Below are 15,657 nucleotides of genomic sequence, written 5' to 3' on the forward strand. Positions count from 1 at the left end.
CAACCTATTTGAACCAACCGGAATACGTAACATAGTTATTGGCGATTCGGTCAATTTCTCCTGAACTTAGCTCTGGGCTGACATTTTTGATTTTTTTTGCCGGCATTCCTGCGTAAATGCTTCCTTCTTCCACATGGGTCCCTTTGATCAACACGGCCCCAGCCGCTATAATGGAATTGCTTTCCACTACGCAATCATCCATAATGATACTGCCCATACCCACCAACACATTGTCTTTCAACGTACAACCATGCACTATGGCATTATGTCCAATAGACACATTGTTTCCAATAGTGGTTGGGGATTTTTGATAGGTGCAATGGATTACGGCGCCATCCTGCACATTTACTTTATTGCCCATTTTGATGAAGTGTACATCGCCACGAACCACAGCATTGAACCAAATACTGCACTGGTCGCCCATGGTAACTTCACCTACAATCGTGGCATTTTCAGCAATAAAACAATCTTCTCCAATTTGAGGGGTTTTTCCCTTTACGGATTTCAATATCATTTTCTCGGTGTTAGTAATACAAATTACGTTCTTTTGATGGATAAAAACATCTCGACTGCGCTCGATGTGACATTCCATGGTTCACTAACGGATTTGTCTTTCTCCCATGGGCCAGAATCTCTTTCTAAGCTTTGACACGAATTGCACTAATTTTCTCGAATGTTGTATGTCATTTCGAACCTTGTCCTGAGCGTATAGCAAAGGAGCATGGGAAATCTATTTTGGTTTGACACGAATTGCACTAATTTTCACAAATGCTCTATGTCTTTTCGAACGAATGTGAGAAATCTGTTGATTGGGATTTCTCAATCGCTTTACTCATTTCGAAATGACGTTTGTCTGTTTTGTTTCTTGCTTGGGCTTGGACCGCTATGAACCTTTTACTGAAAATAGGACAAAAGCTCTGCTTTTTTGGATGCGGACACTGAGAGTTCCTTACCATTGGACAACACCACGCTACCTCCCTTTCCTTTTTTATATTTGACCACCTCGGTAACATTGACCAAATAGGATTTGTGTATGCGTGCAAAAGGATAGGCCTGTAGGGCTTCCTCAAAATATTTTAGGGTCTTGCTGACCACAATTTTTTTATGCTCCAGATAGATTTCGGTATAGTTGTCATCGGCCTTGCAGAAATAAATATCTCCCACCTCCAACACTTGAAACCCATCTTGCTGGGGCAAGGTAATTTTCCCTTCCGCTTTCATGGATTTGGCTTGAAGCACCTGACCCTCCAATGCTATTTCCTTTTCTTTGATGGTTCTCACGTAATCCACAGCCTTAATAAGTTCATCTATATTGATGGGTTTCATTAAATAATAGGCTGCATGTTGATTGAGGGCATCCATGGCATATTGGTTGTAGGCCGTCACAAAAATGGTTTCAAAACTACGCTCAGGGATTTGGTCCAACAGATCAAAGGCATTGCCAAAGGGCATTTCCACATCCAAAAACACCAAATCTGGTTGATGCTTTTTTATGAGTTCCAATCCTTCTTCAATGTTGGCGGCTTCTCCCAACAAATTGACCCTCTCGCAATATTTTGCCAAGTAATTCCGAAGGATTTCCCGGCTGTTGGCCTCGTCTTCAACTATGATTGCCCGTAGTTCCATCAATCTTTTTTAAGCTTTAGGGACACTTTTGTGCCAGTTTGATCTTCGTTTAGGTTGGCTATGGAAACCTCAACCTTATTCTTGTACATATCGTTCAGGATCTGGATACGCTTTTTAATGTTACCCATTCCCTTGGATTTCTGTTTCTTTTGATTGCTGGTTTTCAGTTCCGCAGATCTTTTGCGCCCAATGCCATTATCCATAATCGTAATTTCCAGCAGATTGTTTGTGAGCTGTTGAATGCCAATTTTTAAAAATCCTTTTTCTTCCTTGTACCGCAATCCGTGCCAGATGGCATTTTCTATGTAGGGTTGCAACAACATGGGCGGAATCCGGAAAGCTTCAATGTCCACTTTTTCATCGACCTCGATTTCATAATCGAACTTATCCAAGAAACGGGAATGCTCCAATTTCACGTAGAGTTCCAATAGTTCCAGTTCCTTGGACAGCGGAATGAAGTCCTCTTCCGAATTTTCAAGAACGCTACGCATTAACACCGAGAACTCACTTAAAAATCGATTGGCACTGCGTTCATCACTCTTGGCGATATAGTTGTTCACCGAGTTCAGTGCATTGAAAATAAAATGGGGGTTCATTTGGGTACGCAGCGATTTTAGGGCCAAAAGATTGTTGGCCAATTTCTGCTGTTTATTGCTCCTGTAGTACAAAAAGGCGGTAAAGGCCATCAATAAAATTCCAAAAGCCAAGGAATAAATAATCCACTTTTGCCGTTTACTGGTCTCCTCGTACAGTTGCTGCTCAGTAACGGCGAGACTATATTTACTCTGGCTGAGTTCACGTTCTTGTTCCAAACTGGAAATACGGTTTTGGGTGTTGGCAATCTCCCGATTAAACCTAGCAGCCCTTGAAATTTCCTGTTCTTTTCGAATGTATAGACTGTCTACCACCGCGACATAATCTTGATACGACTCCAACGCTCTAGAGAAATCTCCTTTGTACTTGTAGACTTCCGACAGTTTCCGGGTAGCATCTTTTTGCACCACCAAATCATCATCCTCATCGGCTTCCACAATACTCTTTTCTAGATACGGAATGGCTTCATCCAACTTATCTTGGGCAATGTAGGCGTTGGCTATTTTGTAATTGATGCGTTGGGAGGTAATGGTATCCGAATTTGGTATGGCCACGCCTGAAGTGGCCATTGCTGGTTGTTGGGGCAACTGTCGCAATTCATTCAAGCTTTTCTTTCTCAATTGGATCTCATCATCATACCGATTTTTTTGATTGTAGAAATCGGCCACTTTTTCGCTTTCTTGGATCGATCGCTCCGGGGCCACTTTCTTTGAAAGGTTTAAGGAATTCTGATAAAATCCTTCCGCTTCAATGGTGCGATCTTGACTGGCATAGACATCGGCCATTTTGGAGTTTAAGTCGATGACCTTTGGAGATATTTGGTTTTTTTCAGCAATTTGAAGTCCTTCCCTATAAAACTCCTGGGCTTTCTTCAAGTTGGCCAGACCTTTATAAGTATCACCCAGGGCTTCATAAAGCTCAGCCCGTTGGTAGGGAACCATATTTTTCACATCCAATAATGGGGTGAGGATAGACTCCGCATTTTCGTATTCCCCATTTAAAATATAGGCTTTTCCCAACAACAGTTTGGTCTTGCTGGTCTCCCGGGCAGAAAGGGCATCCTTAAAATTGGCAATGGCCAAGTCGTATTGTTTGTGGAACATGTAGATTTCCCCAAGAGTGGACAGGGAGGCAGACAATTCCTGTTTATTACCCTGACTACCCAACGGAGCTATGGACCTGGCAATGAAATCAATGCTTTTTTCGAGATCGGTCCGTTTGTAAAAATTAGCGGAATCCAACAGCCGTTTATGGTCTACAGTTGTACCATATATGCCTGAACGGTTTTTGCTTTCTTTCTTTTTGGTCGAAGCTGCTTCATAATCCTCAACCAAGACATCCACATCTTCATTGGAGCGTACCCTATACCGTACCGTTTCAAACTCCGGACTTTCAAAAATCAACATATCCCCTATGGCAGCCTTTATCTTGAACTCCCCCAACCCATTGGTAATGGTATGGTTGCCTTTGTCCGTTGTGATCTGGACACCGGAGATAGGTGTATAATTTTCCTTTCCTCTTACAGAACCTTCAATTTCTACCACTGACTGCCCTGTATTGGTTTGCGAGAAACCCATAAAGGACATCATTAGAAAAAGAAAGAATATGTATATGTTCTTAATCATAGAGGTTACATCTGTTCAGTAAACTTACTTCATCCCGAGCGTATTAAAAAATGGGGGGTGTTCCAAAAACGGTTTCAAACGGTACTATTTTCCCATTTTACCAATCCGTCCATTCTCTTCACTCATTACAAGTGCCATTTCCCTCATTTGCCTTTTTATCTTCACCAATAAACCACTACATCATCAATACATTATATTTGAAACATCCCTTCTTAAAAATTGTATCCATCATGAATGAATTTCTCAATACATTATGTAAAAGTATTCCCGACTTAAATGATGAAATAAAAGATATCAAAGCATTATTCATAAGAGCTCGATATTCTGGCTTTAATGAAAAGGAGGTTATAGAAATTAAGAACTACATTTTACAAGAAGAGGGCATAGGAATTGACGAATTTATTATCGACCCCGAGCCATGGAAAGGAAAAGACATATGGACCATAAGTTTTTTGGGTGATGAAGTTCAGGTTCAAAAGAAAAACATTTTGCTCTTCCTAGATATGCTAATCAAAAAATTCCCAAATAAGTTGGATTAATGCATAGTTTGACCACCAGGAAATCTTGGAGTTGATATTATAAATCCCCTCAAGATTTACTAAGCTATAGCAACCCTTCACTCATTGTAAGTGCCATTTCCCTCATTTGCGATTTTTCTTGAAAAATGTTGCCGCTACTTTTAGCCTATCATTTAAAACATTGCATCATGAAACATTTGAAAAATCTATTGGGAATAACATTTAGCCTACTCATAACAGCAACGTCATACGGATGCGACCTAAAGGCGAAGGAACCTATAAGCACTGCCTTGACCACCAAGTCCATAACCGAAAAACCAATTAAGCAATATGTGAAAATTGCCTTGCTCTTGGACACCAGCAACAGTATGGATGGTCTTATCAACCAAGCCAAGGCACAATTGTGGGACATTGTGAACGAATTCACCCATGCCAAGTGTGGTAACGACTCCCGACCTTTATTGAAAATCTCCCTATATGAATATGGTAACGACAATTTATCCTCAAGGGAAGGTTATATCAGGCAGGTTTTGGGCTTTAGTTCCGATTTGGACGAAATTTCTGAAAAACTGTTTTCCCTGACCACCAATGGTGGTGAGGAATACTGCGGACAGGTCATTCAAACTTCCTTGAAACAATTGGATTGGGGCAAAAATGCCGATGACCTAAAAATGATTTTCATTGCAGGAAACGAACCTTTTACCCAAGGAAGATTGAATTATAAGGACGCTGCGACCAATGCCAAAGAGAACGATGTTATTGTAAACACCATTTTTTGTGGCAACTATGAACAGGGTATCTCCACCATGTGGAAAAATGGAGCTACGCTTACTGGCGGTGAGTACATGGCCATTGACCACAACAAACAAATCGTACATATAGACACTCCCTATGACGATATCATCATTAAACTCAACTCCAAATTGAACAACACCTATATTTCGTATGGTGCCTTGGGAAGACAAAAAAAGGCCATGCAATCCATGCAGGATAGCAATGCCGCCGAAATGGAAGCTGCGGTTGCGGTAAAACGATCCGTAAGCAAGAGTTCAAGGCTTTACAAAAATTCCAATTGGGATTTGGTCGATGCCGTTGAAGATAATGAGATAGTACTTTCTGAACTGGATGACAATGACCTCCCCGAAGAGCTTCAAGGAAAATCGGAAAGTGAGATCAACATCTACATCAAAGAAAAAAAGGAAGAACGCGACGCGGTCCAAAAACAGATACAGGAGTTCAATGCCAAACGTGAGGCCTATATTTCCGAAAACCAAAAAGAGGAAACCGGCGAATTGGAAAATGCACTTTTATCCGCCATAAAGACCCAAGCGGCAAAGAAAAATTACAAGTGGGATTAACCAAGTTCCTGAACAATTGTCTCATCGAGCGCAGTCGAGATGCTTTAAAAAGTTCTCGGCTGCGCTCGAACTGATATAAAAGCTTATTAATTATTGGCCGCAGGACAGTAGCAGTCGTAACGTTTTCCTTGATCGCTTTGTCCAAAATCGTATCCCAAGGTAATCTGGTGGAAACCACCATTGTCGAAACGAATGTCTCCAGATTGGTAAGAATAATTGTAAGAGAATAAAAAACGGTTCACATTAACACCGATAATAGGTGTAAACAACTGTAAACGCTGCTCACCAAAGCTGCCATTGGATTGAAACTGTGCACCGTCAAAACTACGTCTGTATGAAATTCCGCCCCAAACCGTTCCAAAACTCACATCCTTGTAGACCTTGGCATTTAAGTCCACGGTCTTCTCTTTCGTAAAATCGGTCATTTGGAACAAAATAGAAGGTTCTATACGGGTATTTCTCCCAAAAACATACCCTACGGAAAGTAAGTATCTTCTCAGATTGTCAAACTCAGCCGCACTGTACAAGTCCCTACCACTCCCCAAAATATTCAAGATAGCCGCATGGGCATAAAATTCAAGGAAATTATACGATGCCCCTAGGTCCATATTAAAATAGCTTGTGGTGTTCTTTACTCCTGTAATCACAGGATCGGGAAAAACAGACCTAAATTCAGTTTCGTCCAAACTGCTCAGTATCACCCCTGCGCTCAATCCAAAAGAAAGTTGATTCAGGGTCCTAAAATCGCCTCCCATCTGCAAATGATGTGCATAAGTGGCCTTAAAACCTGTTTGGGAATGATACCCGTTGGAGTCGTTAAAGAAAATTCCCCCAACACCGCTACGTTCGCCTATCCTAGAGTTGATGTTGAACGTTTGCAGACTTGGCGCCTCATCTACGCTAAACCACTGTTTTCTGGCAGTCAAGCGAATTTTGGTGCCTTCAGCAATACCAGCCATGGACGGATAAACCAGATAGTAATTATCGGATAGATAATCAAAATAAACTGGGATTCCCTCCTGAGCTTTGGCGAATAGCCCAAATAAAAGAGTGAGAATGGTCGAGGTTATATAACGTCTCATGTGACGGTTTTGGGGCTATTTAAGTAATTTATGATAGAATCAAACACTATGATAACGATGGCAAATCTACATTATTATATATTTTGACCAGATGTGAACTATTGGTACTTTTGCAGAAAGAATAGCCATGAAAGAATATAATATTACCATAGTTCCTACGAACAATGCCAAAATCATAAAATTGGAAGCCAATCATTTTTTGGCAAAGGGCAATTATGAATATAAAAATATTGATGAGGCCAAGAATTCTCCCCTTGCCCAACAACTCTTCTACCTACCTTTTATTAAAACCGTTTACATCTCAGGAAACTTTATAGCATTGGAACGGTTTGACATTGTGGAATGGGAGGATGTAAAAGACGAGGTGGCCCAACAATTGGTAGAATATTTAAACGCAGGCGAACCCATTGTTCACGAAGAACTCAACCAGAAAAAAGAGCCGGTAACGGTATATGCCGAAGTAACCCCAAACCCAGCCGTCATGAAGTTTGTGGCCAACAAACGTATTGTTCCCGCCGTCTACGAATTCAAAAACATTGATGAGGCCAAAGATTCCCCGTTGGCCCAGGAACTGTTCCATTTCCCGTTTGTCAAAGAGGTTTTTTTTGATGAAAACTATGTTTCCATTTCAAAGTATGATATGGCCGATTGGGAAGGCATCAATATGCAATTGCGTGAATTTATCCGTGACTATTTGGCCGATGGCAAGGAAGTGGTTTCAAGTGAGGCTCTTCAAAAAAAGAAGGAGGCTGCCCAGCAAAGTTCCGTACAGACCCCATATGATGAAACATCCCAACAGATTATCGATATTTTGGAAGAGTATGTAAAACCAGCCGTGGCCAGTGATGGCGGTAACATTCTTTTCCAATCCTACGAAGAGGACAGCAAAACGGTAAATGTAATCTTGCAAGGCGCTTGCAGTGGGTGTCCTTCATCCACTTTTACCCTAAAAAATGGCATTGAGACCATGCTAAAGAACATGATGGGCGACAAAATCCGAGAGGTAGTGGCCCTGAATGGCTGATTTTAAGACTTGCGACACCATATTCTGCTTAAAATTTGTTACATTGAATAAATTTCAAAAACAGTAACCATGGCAGTTTTAAAAGTAATCGAAGTATTGGCTAATTCCGATAAAAGCTGGGAAGACGCGGCTAAAAAAGCGTTGGGCCAAGCCTCAAAATCGGTAAAGAATATCCGTTCCATCTACATCAACGAACAGAGTGCCACTGTAAAGGATGGAAAAATTGACGACTATAGAGTCAATGTAAAAATTACATTCGAAGTTCAATAACCCAAGGGCACAACACATCATCGCGCCCTAAAGGGCGCTTTTTTTATGCTTAAAACTGTATCCATGCTCAAAAAAATTATCCTAGTATTGGCTCTATCTTTTATAACCCATGGCTGTACCCAAAAACCTAAAAAAGTGTCCCATAAATATACCAATGCCTTAATCCATGAAACCAGTCCTTATTTGCTTCAACATGCACATAATCCCGTAAATTGGGAAGCTTGGAGCCCAGAAGTCTTGGAACGCGCCCAAAAAGAGGACAAACCTTTGCTTATCAGTATAGGATATGCCGCCTGCCATTGGTGCCATGTCATGGAAGAAGAGTGCTTTGAGGATGAAGAAGTGGCCCAAATGATGAACGAAAATTTCATCAACATTAAAATTGATAGAGAAGAGCGGCCCGATGTAGACCAAATTTACATGGACGCCATTCAAATGATGTCAGGTAATGGAGGTTGGCCCTTGAACATTGTGGCCTTGCCCGATGGAAAACCATTTTGGGGCGCCACCTACCTCCCCAAGGACAATTGGGTGAAATCTTTGGAACAACTCATCAAACTATACAAAGAAGATAAGGCCAGGGTCACACAATATGCCACAGACCTAGCTGGGGGCATTCATGCCATTAACCTCGTGGAAAATGATTCCGAATCAGATCTCTATTCTTTAGACCAATTGGATGCCGCCGTTCAGCAATGGTCGCAACATTTTGACCCCTCTTTGGGTGGTTACCAACGTGCCCCAAAGTTTATGATGCCCAATAACTGGGAATTTCTGTTGCACTACGCCAACACAAGGAACAAGCCGGAAATCATGTCGCATGTGAATACCACCCTCACCCGAATGGCCTATGGTGGTGTTTATGACCATGTGGGAGGTGGGTTTTCTAGATATGCTGTCGATACCAAATGGCATGTGCCCCATTTTGAGAAGATGTTGTACGACAACGGACAATTGGTAAGCCTTTATGCCAAAGCCTACGCCGTGACCCAAAATGAACTCTACAAGCAGGTGGTTGAAGAGACCATTGCGTTTGTGCAAGAAGAATTATTGGATAAAAGCGGTGGGTTTTACTCTTCGTTGGATGCCGATAGTTTGGATGAGAATGGTGAACTTGAAGAAGGGGCCTACTATGTTTGGACTGAAGAAGGGCTGACCCAATTATTGGGTAACGACTTTACCATTTTTAAGGATTATTTCAATATTGACTCCTATGGCCTGTGGGAAGAAGGCAACTATGTTTTGATTAGAGACAAGGATGATGAAGAGATTGCCCAAGCACACAATATTTCAGTTCCTGAACTGAAAGATAAAATGACCAGTGCGCTCAAAATCCTCAAACAAGAAAGAGCCAAACGTTCCAAACCCAGATTGGACGATAAAATTTTGGCTTCTTGGAATGGGTTGATGCTCAAAGGGTTGGTGGATGCTTATCGCTATTTGGGCAATGATACCTATTTAGAATTGGCCTTAAAGAATGCCCAATTCTTGGAAAAAGAGATGGTCAAAAAAGATTATTCCATGTACCGAAACCATAAGGCCGGAAAAAGCAGCATAAATGCTTTTTTGGAAGATTACGCCACCGTGATTGAGGCCTACACGGCCCTCTATGAGGTTACTTTTGATGATAAATGGTTACAGCATTCCAAAAAATTGTTGGACTATACCAAGGTGCATTTTAGGGATGAGGAATCTGAAATGTTCTTTTTTACCTCAGATGAAGACCATTCCTTGATCCGAAGAAGCATAGAAACCAACGATAATGTTATTTCAGCCTCTAATTCAATTATGGCTAAAAACCTGCTCAAATTCCACAAACTCTATACCGAAGAAGATTATGGTGACATCGCCAAACAAATGGTAAAAAATGTACAAAAGGATTTTGACCGCAGTGCACAAGGCTTTGCCAATTGGCTTCACGTGGTCCTATATGAAAACCAAAATTTTTATGAAATCGCATTGGTGGGTGAAGATTACAAGGCCTTGGGCAAAGAAATTGGCAGCAGCTACTTGCCCAACAGTATTCTGGTAGGCTCAAAAAAAGATGGGAATCTGGAACTTCTCCAAAACAGATATGTTGAAGGCACTACCCTTGCCTATGTCTGTATTGAAGGAACCTGCAAACTGCCAGTAACTACCTCTGAAGGTATCATGCAACAGATACGGTCATTTAAGTAGGATTAACATTTGTTTAAATCCTTTTTATTTTGATTTCTTAAAATATTGGTTAGTTTACCCCAAACCAAAAATTGAACATGAAAGAATTGGAAAACTATCAAGAATATATTGATCAAGCATGGGAATGGACATTGGGCATATTGCCCAACCTAATTTTGGCCATTGTACTATTTTTTGGAGGGCTGTGGGTCATTCGCTTTATAAACAAGTTTGTACGTAAGTTTTTTGATAAGAAAGATTATGATGAAACCCTTGAGTCGTTCCTACAAAGTTTCATAAGCATTGCCCTAAAGGTCATCTTGTTTGTTTTGGTTGTCACACAATTGGGGGTAAAGACCTCTTCGTTGGTAGCGATGATAGGTGCAGCCGGTCTTGCCATTGGTTTGGCACTACAGGGTTCTTTGGCCAATTTTGCAGGCGGGGTACTCATTTTAATTTTTAAGCCCTTTAAGGTAGGAGATTGGATTTCCGCCCAAGGTATAGATGGTACTGTGAAAGAAATAAGCATTTTCAATACTAAGGTAAGCACCTTTGGAAATCAAATTGCAATAATCCCCAACGGGCAATTATCCAACGGGAATATTGTGAACTACAACATGGAAAATACCCGTAGGAACAAGTTTGATGTAGGTATTGGGTATGGCTCCAACATTAAGGTAGCCAAAGACATTCTTTTAAAAATCTGTGCAGACAACCCCAATATTCTTACTGAACCTGCACCAGAGGTATATGTTGGTGCACTGGGGGATAGTTCGGTAAACTTAACCTTGCGTTTTTGGGCCAATAACGATGTGTTCTGGCCTGCCCATTTTTATGTAGTGGAAGAGACCAAGTTGCGTTTTGACGAAGCTGGGATTGAGATTCCGTTTCCACAGCGAGTGGTGCATCAACCTAATTAAGACTTCTTCTTTCCTTGAAGGACAAAATCCTTTAAATAATAGGGTTCAAAATAGGCAACATCCTCAAAATGACCCTCCTCATATTTTGTATGGGACAGTACCGCCATTTCTTTGGCAGATGGCATCACTTCCGGCAGAAAATGAAAATTGGGGTGAGACAGGACTTCTTTGCATTTTTGCGCACCATTGCCCACTAGATATACCGCATTACGGTCTGTAAATTCTTGGAATGAATCTCTATTGATAATTTCGGCACGGGTCTCCCTAATTTGCTTGTGGCCGGCATCAAAAACTGCTGAATACACCTCCATACGCCTTGCATCCAAGACAGGAATGACTACTGTATTTTCCTTAGGGGCAACCTGCTGCGCCATACTTTCCAAGGTTGAAATGGAAATCAATGGAATATCCAACGAAAAACAAAGCCCTTTGGCGGCAGACACCCCTATCCTTAACCCGGTATACGACCCAGGGCCTTTACTGATAGCGACCGCATCAAGGTCTGAAAAAGACAAAGAAGCCCCTTGTAAGGCTTCTTTGATAAAAATGTGCAATTGCTCTGAATGGGAATACTCCATGGCATTGTTCTCTTGAAGAAAAACAATACGGTCCCCTTCGGAGATACTCACGGAACAATTGGTGGTTGCTGTTTCTAAATTTAGTATTCTGGCCATAGCGGCCACAAAGATACTAGTTTAGTGAAATGGGCAAACCAAAGTAGAACTCTAAAATCTTCAATCGGAAGATATAATCGTATTTGGTACGTATTACATCGGCTTCGGCATTGTCTACCCGGGATTGGGCTTGACTAAAATCAAAAGCATTCATTAGACCCACATCATAACGCTCTTTGGCATACTCATAAGCCAGCCTACGGGCCTCAAGTGTTTTTTGTGCAGCCTCATATGCTTTATCAAACGTGCCCACATCTACATAGGCCTGCTGTATGGTTGTCTCTAAATCCAATTTATCTTGTTCCAATTGCAACTTGGCCTTTTCCAGACTGATTTGTGAGCGTTTTACATTGTTTCTGGTACTCCAACCATTAAAGATGGGCACATTTAGTTGGGCACCATAGGAAATACCATCAAAAATCCACAGCTGATCGGTGAAATTTGGGGTGTACGCCCCTCCATTTCCATCTGGAATTTGAGTTACATCTGAATATCTTGTGCCGTATTGAAAGAAGGCCGAAAGCGTGGGCAAGTACGCCCCTTTGGCAATTTTTAAGTCTTCTTCCGCAAGTCCAACAAAAGATTCTGATAATTTAATATCATTTCTAAAGCTAAGTGCCTTATCAAAAATGACCTTTGCAGAATTGTTCAAAATATCAGAAGGTGGAACTTCAAACTCTTCATCGGCTATATCAAAATTCTCATAATCGGTAATCTGAAGCAATTGTGCCAAGTTCACCCTTGAGATCAAGACCATCCCTTCTCCATTGACCACTTGTTGTTGTTGACTTGCTGCGGTGGCCTCAATTTCCAAAAGATCTCCTCTAGGTACTACTCCCGATTCCACAAGCTCCTTGGTACGTTTAAGGTCCTGCTCGGTTACCGCATATTGGGCCTTGAATGTTTTGAGCTGTTCTTTGCTGGACAATACTTGCAAATAGGCGTTGGCCACATTCAACCGGATGTCGTCCTTGAGGTCGTCCAAACGATATTGGTTGGCAATGGCGTTGAGCTTGGCCCTGTTCAACTGTTTTACATTCCGAAGCCCATCAAACAAGGTAACATTGGAGCTTATTCCTGCATTTACGTTAAACGCAGTACTATTGGTGGGAAGGTTGTTTGTAGGATTAATGGAAAAACCCGTGTTGCTCGATACGGATGTTGACCCATTTAAATTGGGAAGCATGTTACCCACTGCATCTGACTTATCTATTTTGGCGTTTTCAAGATCTAGTTCAAATTGCTCAACGGTTAAGTTGTGCTCCATGGCATATTCAACACATTCCAATAATGTCCATTTGCGCATTTGTGCTTGGGATGCGAATATGGCAAATAGGAGTACTAGAGTTGTTATTATATTTTTCATTCGTTTTTTGATTTTTGTTCGTAAAGGAAAAGCTATCATCAATCTGCGTCACTTTTCTTCTCTAGCTTGTTCCAAATTTTAACTTTGGCTTTTTCATCCAGCCCAGATACGACCTCAACATCAATACCGTCACTTACGCCCAATTCCAAATCCTTGCGCTCAAACTCATTTTCTCCTACCTCTACTTCTACATAAGGTTTTTCGGTTTCCTTATCAAACTGCAATAAAGCCTCTTTAATAGCCAGTACATCTTTTTTCTCTTCCAAAACAATAGAAGCGTTTGCGCTATATCCTGCCCTTACATATGTGGTACTGTCCGTTAGGGCCAAATCCCCCTCAATCTTAAACTGTACGGCACCTTCCTCTTCTACACCTTTTGGTGCGATGAATTTTAATTTTGCGGAAAATTTTTGCGTCTCAAGAGCACCCAAACTAATATCAAGAGGCATCCCTACATGCAATTTTCCAACTTCGGCTTCATCCACCTCGCCCTCAAAAATCATCTTGGACATGTCGGCAATGGTGGCAATGGTGGTACCATCATTAAAATTATTACTCTGGATAACCTGGTCCCCTTCTTTAACGGGTATTTCCAAAATGGTTCCGGAAACAGTGGCCCTGATATTGGTATTTGCGCTTGCAGACCCTCCCGATGACCCTTTTTTAATGATCTGATAATCGGCCTGGGCATTCTTTAGTTCCTGGGTAGCCTGATCAAAGGTCAACTTCAAATTATTGAAGTCTTGACTTGAAATTACCCCTCTATCAAACAGTACTTTGTTCCGATCATACTCGATCTTGGCATTGTTCAGGGCCAATTCTGCATTACGGACCCTACCCGCGGCTTGGTTCAGGGACTGTTCATTGGGAACCACCTTGATGACCGCGATAAGATCTCCTGCATTAACTTTGACCCCTTCCTCCAAAATAATCTTATCTATAATTCCGGATATTTGGGGTTTGATATTGATTTCATCCTCTGGAATAACCTTTCCCGTAACAATCACCTTGTTCACAATATCCTTTCGCTCCACGGTTTCGGTCTTGTAGAGTTCTGCGGGAGTACTGTTTTGTTTGAGAAAGTATACGGTAGCGGCCAAAACGGCTACGACCAATATTCCGATCAATCCGTACTTTACATACTTGTTCATTATTGTTAATTTGATTCGTTATTATTTGTATTGATTATTCTTCTCTCAATGCTTCAATGGGTCTTATCTTAACCGCCCTGTTTGCTGGCAACAACCCAATGAGTACGCTCAGGCCAACCATTAACACAAACGATATGATAAATTGTGGTATACTAATCATGGGGTTTACAAAAGGGAAATCATCGCCACTGCCCCACATGGAGTCCATGATGGCCAATATCCCCACTGAAATGGCAAACCCAACCAATCCTGCAAAGGCCGTCAACACAATGGCCTCTACCACAATTTGACGCTTTACCACCTTAGGGGTTGCCCCCAATGCCCTACGAACCCCAATTTCCTTGGTTCTCTCCTTAACGGTAATCAACAGGATATTACTAATGGCTATTACACCGGCCAGTAACGTAAAAATTCCAACAAAAAAGGAAAACCCTTGGAGTACCATTGTAAAACCATTGATGTTGTTGAATATTTCGGACATATCAAAACTACCTATGGCCCTATCATCATCTGGGTGGATGTCGTATTTGGTTTTCAGGATATCCTTGATCTGCTTTTCCACCAAAGGCACAGGGGTCTTGGCTTCCACGGCAATGGCCATCCAACCCATACGATCACCTGAATTAAATGCCTTTTGAAAAGTGGTAAAAGGGATAAATACGGCATTTTCCCCATCAATATTGATGTTGTTGTTGGGTTTGTAAATCCCCACTACCGAAAAATACACTCCATTGATACGAATGTCCTGTCCAATGGCATTTTCCCCTTTATCAAATAGGAGCTTATAGGTTTCCTCCCCAATAACACATACTTTTTTGGAGTGCTCAATATCGGTTTGGTTCAAAAACCTTCCTTCCACCAACTTCTTTTTGGTGATATCATCAATTTCTGGGTAATCCCCGTACACTGATGAACCACTGGTTTGGCCATTCCTATACACGCTTACCACACTACGGTGGCTCCCGAGCTCTATCCTTGGGGCCAAAACTTCAATTTCGGGGATTTGCTTTTTTAAAATCTCGGCGTCTTCAACCTTATATCTAATCCTTCGCCCTCTTTCAAAACCTTTGTAGGGTTCCGATGTTGATTGCCCCCAAACAAAAAGACTGTTGGAGGCCGTACCTGCAAATATTTTGTTGAATCCATTGCTCATTCCATTGGCAGAACCCAATAATAACACCAAAATGACCATGGCAAAAATCACCCCCAGCATTGTAAGGAAGGTCCTGAACATGTTCTTGCCCAGGGTATGAAAAATCTCTATCCACAAGTCTCTATCGAATAACCACATA

General features: G+C 41.5%; 14 protein-coding genes. 6 read left to right on the forward strand and 8 right to left on the reverse strand.

What is annotated here, in order from left to right; all coding sequences use genetic code 11:
* Positions 1 to 4: 4 nt before the first annotated feature.
* The 3 genes from ACP14V_RS13485 to ACP14V_RS13495 all read right to left on the reverse strand — a co-directional run bounded on the left by ACP14V_RS13485 (position 5) and on the right by ACP14V_RS13495 (position 3,797).
* The gene (locus tag ACP14V_RS13485; protein WP_272608524.1) at positions 5 to 514 is read right to left on the reverse strand and encodes a gamma carbonic anhydrase family protein; all 510 of its coding nucleotides are present in this window, start codon (positions 512 to 514) and stop codon (positions 5 to 7) included.
* Between the two features lie 380 nt (positions 515 to 894).
* A complete protein-coding gene (locus ACP14V_RS13490; protein ID WP_272608526.1) occupies positions 895 to 1,626 on the reverse strand; it encodes a LytR/AlgR family response regulator transcription factor in 732 nt (243 codons plus the stop codon).
* The gene (locus ACP14V_RS13495; protein WP_272608528.1) at positions 1,626 to 3,797 is read right to left on the reverse strand and encodes a tetratricopeptide repeat-containing sensor histidine kinase; all 2,172 of its coding nucleotides are present in this window, start codon (positions 3,795 to 3,797) and stop codon (positions 1,626 to 1,628) included. The genes ACP14V_RS13490 and ACP14V_RS13495 overlap by 1 nt, the downstream gene beginning before the upstream one ends.
* A gap of 98 nt (positions 3,798 to 3,895) precedes the next feature.
* On the opposite strand from ACP14V_RS13495, the gene ACP14V_RS13500 reads away from it, so the two are divergent.
* Positions 3,896 to 4,384: a hypothetical protein gene (locus ACP14V_RS13500; RefSeq protein WP_272608530.1), complete on the forward strand. Its 489-nt coding sequence runs from the start codon at positions 3,896 to 3,898 to the stop codon at positions 4,382 to 4,384.
* A gap of 167 nt (positions 4,385 to 4,551) precedes the next feature.
* Positions 4,552 to 5,721, forward strand: a complete 1,170-nt coding sequence (locus ACP14V_RS13505; protein ID WP_272608532.1) for a VWA domain-containing protein — start codon at positions 4,552 to 4,554, stop codon at positions 5,719 to 5,721.
* Positions 5,722 to 5,807: 86 nt separating this feature from the next.
* On the opposite strand, the gene ACP14V_RS13510 is transcribed toward ACP14V_RS13505, so the two are convergent.
* Positions 5,808 to 6,803: a PorP/SprF family type IX secretion system membrane protein gene (locus tag ACP14V_RS13510; RefSeq protein ID WP_136566743.1), complete on the reverse strand. Its 996-nt coding sequence runs from the start codon at positions 6,801 to 6,803 to the stop codon at positions 5,808 to 5,810.
* A 127-nt stretch (positions 6,804 to 6,930) separates the two neighbouring features.
* On the opposite strand from ACP14V_RS13510, the gene ACP14V_RS13515 reads away from it, so the two are divergent.
* The 4 genes from ACP14V_RS13515 to ACP14V_RS13530 all read left to right on the forward strand — a co-directional run bounded on the left by ACP14V_RS13515 (position 6,931) and on the right by ACP14V_RS13530 (position 11,174).
* Entirely contained in the window at positions 6,931 to 7,827 is an 897-nt protein-coding gene (locus ACP14V_RS13515; RefSeq protein WP_272608534.1) for a NifU family protein, read from the forward strand.
* 69 nt (positions 7,828 to 7,896) lie between these two features.
* Positions 7,897 to 8,097 (forward strand): dodecin family protein, encoded by a 201-nt coding sequence (locus tag ACP14V_RS13520; RefSeq protein ID WP_272608537.1) that lies wholly within the window; start codon positions 7,897 to 7,899, stop codon positions 8,095 to 8,097.
* 63 nt (positions 8,098 to 8,160) lie between these two features.
* Entirely contained in the window at positions 8,161 to 10,275 is a 2,115-nt protein-coding gene (locus ACP14V_RS13525; RefSeq protein WP_272608539.1) for a thioredoxin domain-containing protein, read from the forward strand.
* Positions 10,276 to 10,352: 77 nt separating this feature from the next.
* The gene (locus tag ACP14V_RS13530; protein ID WP_272608540.1) at positions 10,353 to 11,174 is read left to right on the forward strand and encodes a mechanosensitive ion channel family protein; all 822 of its coding nucleotides are present in this window, start codon (positions 10,353 to 10,355) and stop codon (positions 11,172 to 11,174) included.
* Here ACP14V_RS13530 and tsaB read toward each other — a convergent pair.
* Genes tsaB through ACP14V_RS13550 form a run of 4 tightly spaced genes read right to left on the reverse strand, consistent with a single transcriptional unit; the run spans position 11,171 to position 15,656 of the window.
* Positions 11,171 to 11,848, reverse strand: a complete 678-nt coding sequence (tsaB, locus tag ACP14V_RS13535) for a tRNA (adenosine(37)-N6)-threonylcarbamoyltransferase complex dimerization subunit type 1 TsaB (RefSeq protein WP_272608542.1) — start codon at positions 11,846 to 11,848, stop codon at positions 11,171 to 11,173. The two genes, ACP14V_RS13530 and tsaB, sit on opposite strands and share 4 nt — an antisense overlap.
* A gap of 16 nt (positions 11,849 to 11,864) precedes the next feature.
* On the reverse strand, positions 11,865 to 13,214 hold the full coding sequence (locus ACP14V_RS13540; RefSeq protein WP_136566737.1) for a TolC family protein: 1,350 nt from the start codon (positions 13,212 to 13,214) through the stop codon (positions 11,865 to 11,867).
* A gap of 38 nt (positions 13,215 to 13,252) precedes the next feature.
* Complete coding sequence (locus ACP14V_RS13545) at positions 13,253 to 14,365, reverse strand: efflux RND transporter periplasmic adaptor subunit (protein ID WP_136566736.1); 1,113 nt, start codon at positions 14,363 to 14,365, stop codon at positions 13,253 to 13,255.
* A 34-nt stretch (positions 14,366 to 14,399) separates the two neighbouring features.
* A complete protein-coding gene (locus ACP14V_RS13550) occupies positions 14,400 to 15,656 on the reverse strand; it encodes an ABC transporter permease (protein ID WP_136566735.1) in 1,257 nt (418 codons plus the stop codon).
* Between the last annotated feature and the right edge of the window lies 1 nt (position 15,657).

The sequence above is a fragment of the Flagellimonas alvinocaridis genome (assembly GCF_965248585.1).
GTDB classification, from domain to species: domain Bacteria; phylum Bacteroidota; class Bacteroidia; order Flavobacteriales; family Flavobacteriaceae; genus Flagellimonas; species Flagellimonas alvinocaridis.

What these genes read in the sequence shown, in the direction of transcription:
- ACP14V_RS13540 (WP_136566737.1), bottom strand. Translation starts at nt 13,214, where the DNA reads ATGAAAAATATAATAACAACTCTAGTACTCCTATTTGCCATATTCGCA.
- ACP14V_RS13545 (WP_136566736.1), bottom strand. Translation starts at nt 14,365, where the DNA reads ATGAACAAGTATGTAAAGTACGGATTGATCGGAATATTGGTCGTAGCC.
- ACP14V_RS13505 (WP_272608532.1), top strand. Translation starts at nt 4,552, where the DNA reads ATGAAACATTTGAAAAATCTATTGGGAATAACATTTAGCCTACTCATA.
- ACP14V_RS13485 (WP_272608524.1), bottom strand. Translation starts at nt 514, where the DNA reads ATGATATTGAAATCCGTAAAGGGAAAAACCCCTCAAATTGGAGAAGAT.
- ACP14V_RS13490 (WP_272608526.1), bottom strand. Translation starts at nt 1,626, where the DNA reads ATGGAACTACGGGCAATCATAGTTGAAGACGAGGCCAACAGCCGGGAA.
- ACP14V_RS13510 (WP_136566743.1), bottom strand. Translation starts at nt 6,803, where the DNA reads ATGAGACGTTATATAACCTCGACCATTCTCACTCTTTTATTTGGGCTA.
- tsaB (WP_272608542.1), bottom strand. Translation starts at nt 11,848, where the DNA reads ATGGCCAGAATACTAAATTTAGAAACAGCAACCACCAATTGTTCCGTG.
- ACP14V_RS13520 (WP_272608537.1), top strand. Translation starts at nt 7,897, where the DNA reads ATGGCAGTTTTAAAAGTAATCGAAGTATTGGCTAATTCCGATAAAAGC.
- ACP14V_RS13530 (WP_272608540.1), top strand. Translation starts at nt 10,353, where the DNA reads ATGAAAGAATTGGAAAACTATCAAGAATATATTGATCAAGCATGGGAA.
- ACP14V_RS13550 (WP_136566735.1), bottom strand. Translation starts at nt 15,656, where the DNA reads ATGTGGTTATTCGATAGAGACTTGTGGATAGAGATTTTTCATACCCTG.
- ACP14V_RS13515 (WP_272608534.1), top strand. Translation starts at nt 6,931, where the DNA reads ATGAAAGAATATAATATTACCATAGTTCCTACGAACAATGCCAAAATC.
- ACP14V_RS13495 (WP_272608528.1), bottom strand. Translation starts at nt 3,797, where the DNA reads ATGGGTTTCTCGCAAACCAATACAGGGCAGTCAGTGGTAGAAATTGAA.
- ACP14V_RS13525 (WP_272608539.1), top strand. Translation starts at nt 8,161, where the DNA reads ATGCTCAAAAAAATTATCCTAGTATTGGCTCTATCTTTTATAACCCAT.
- ACP14V_RS13500 (WP_272608530.1), top strand. Translation starts at nt 3,896, where the DNA reads ATGGGGGGTGTTCCAAAAACGGTTTCAAACGGTACTATTTTCCCATTT.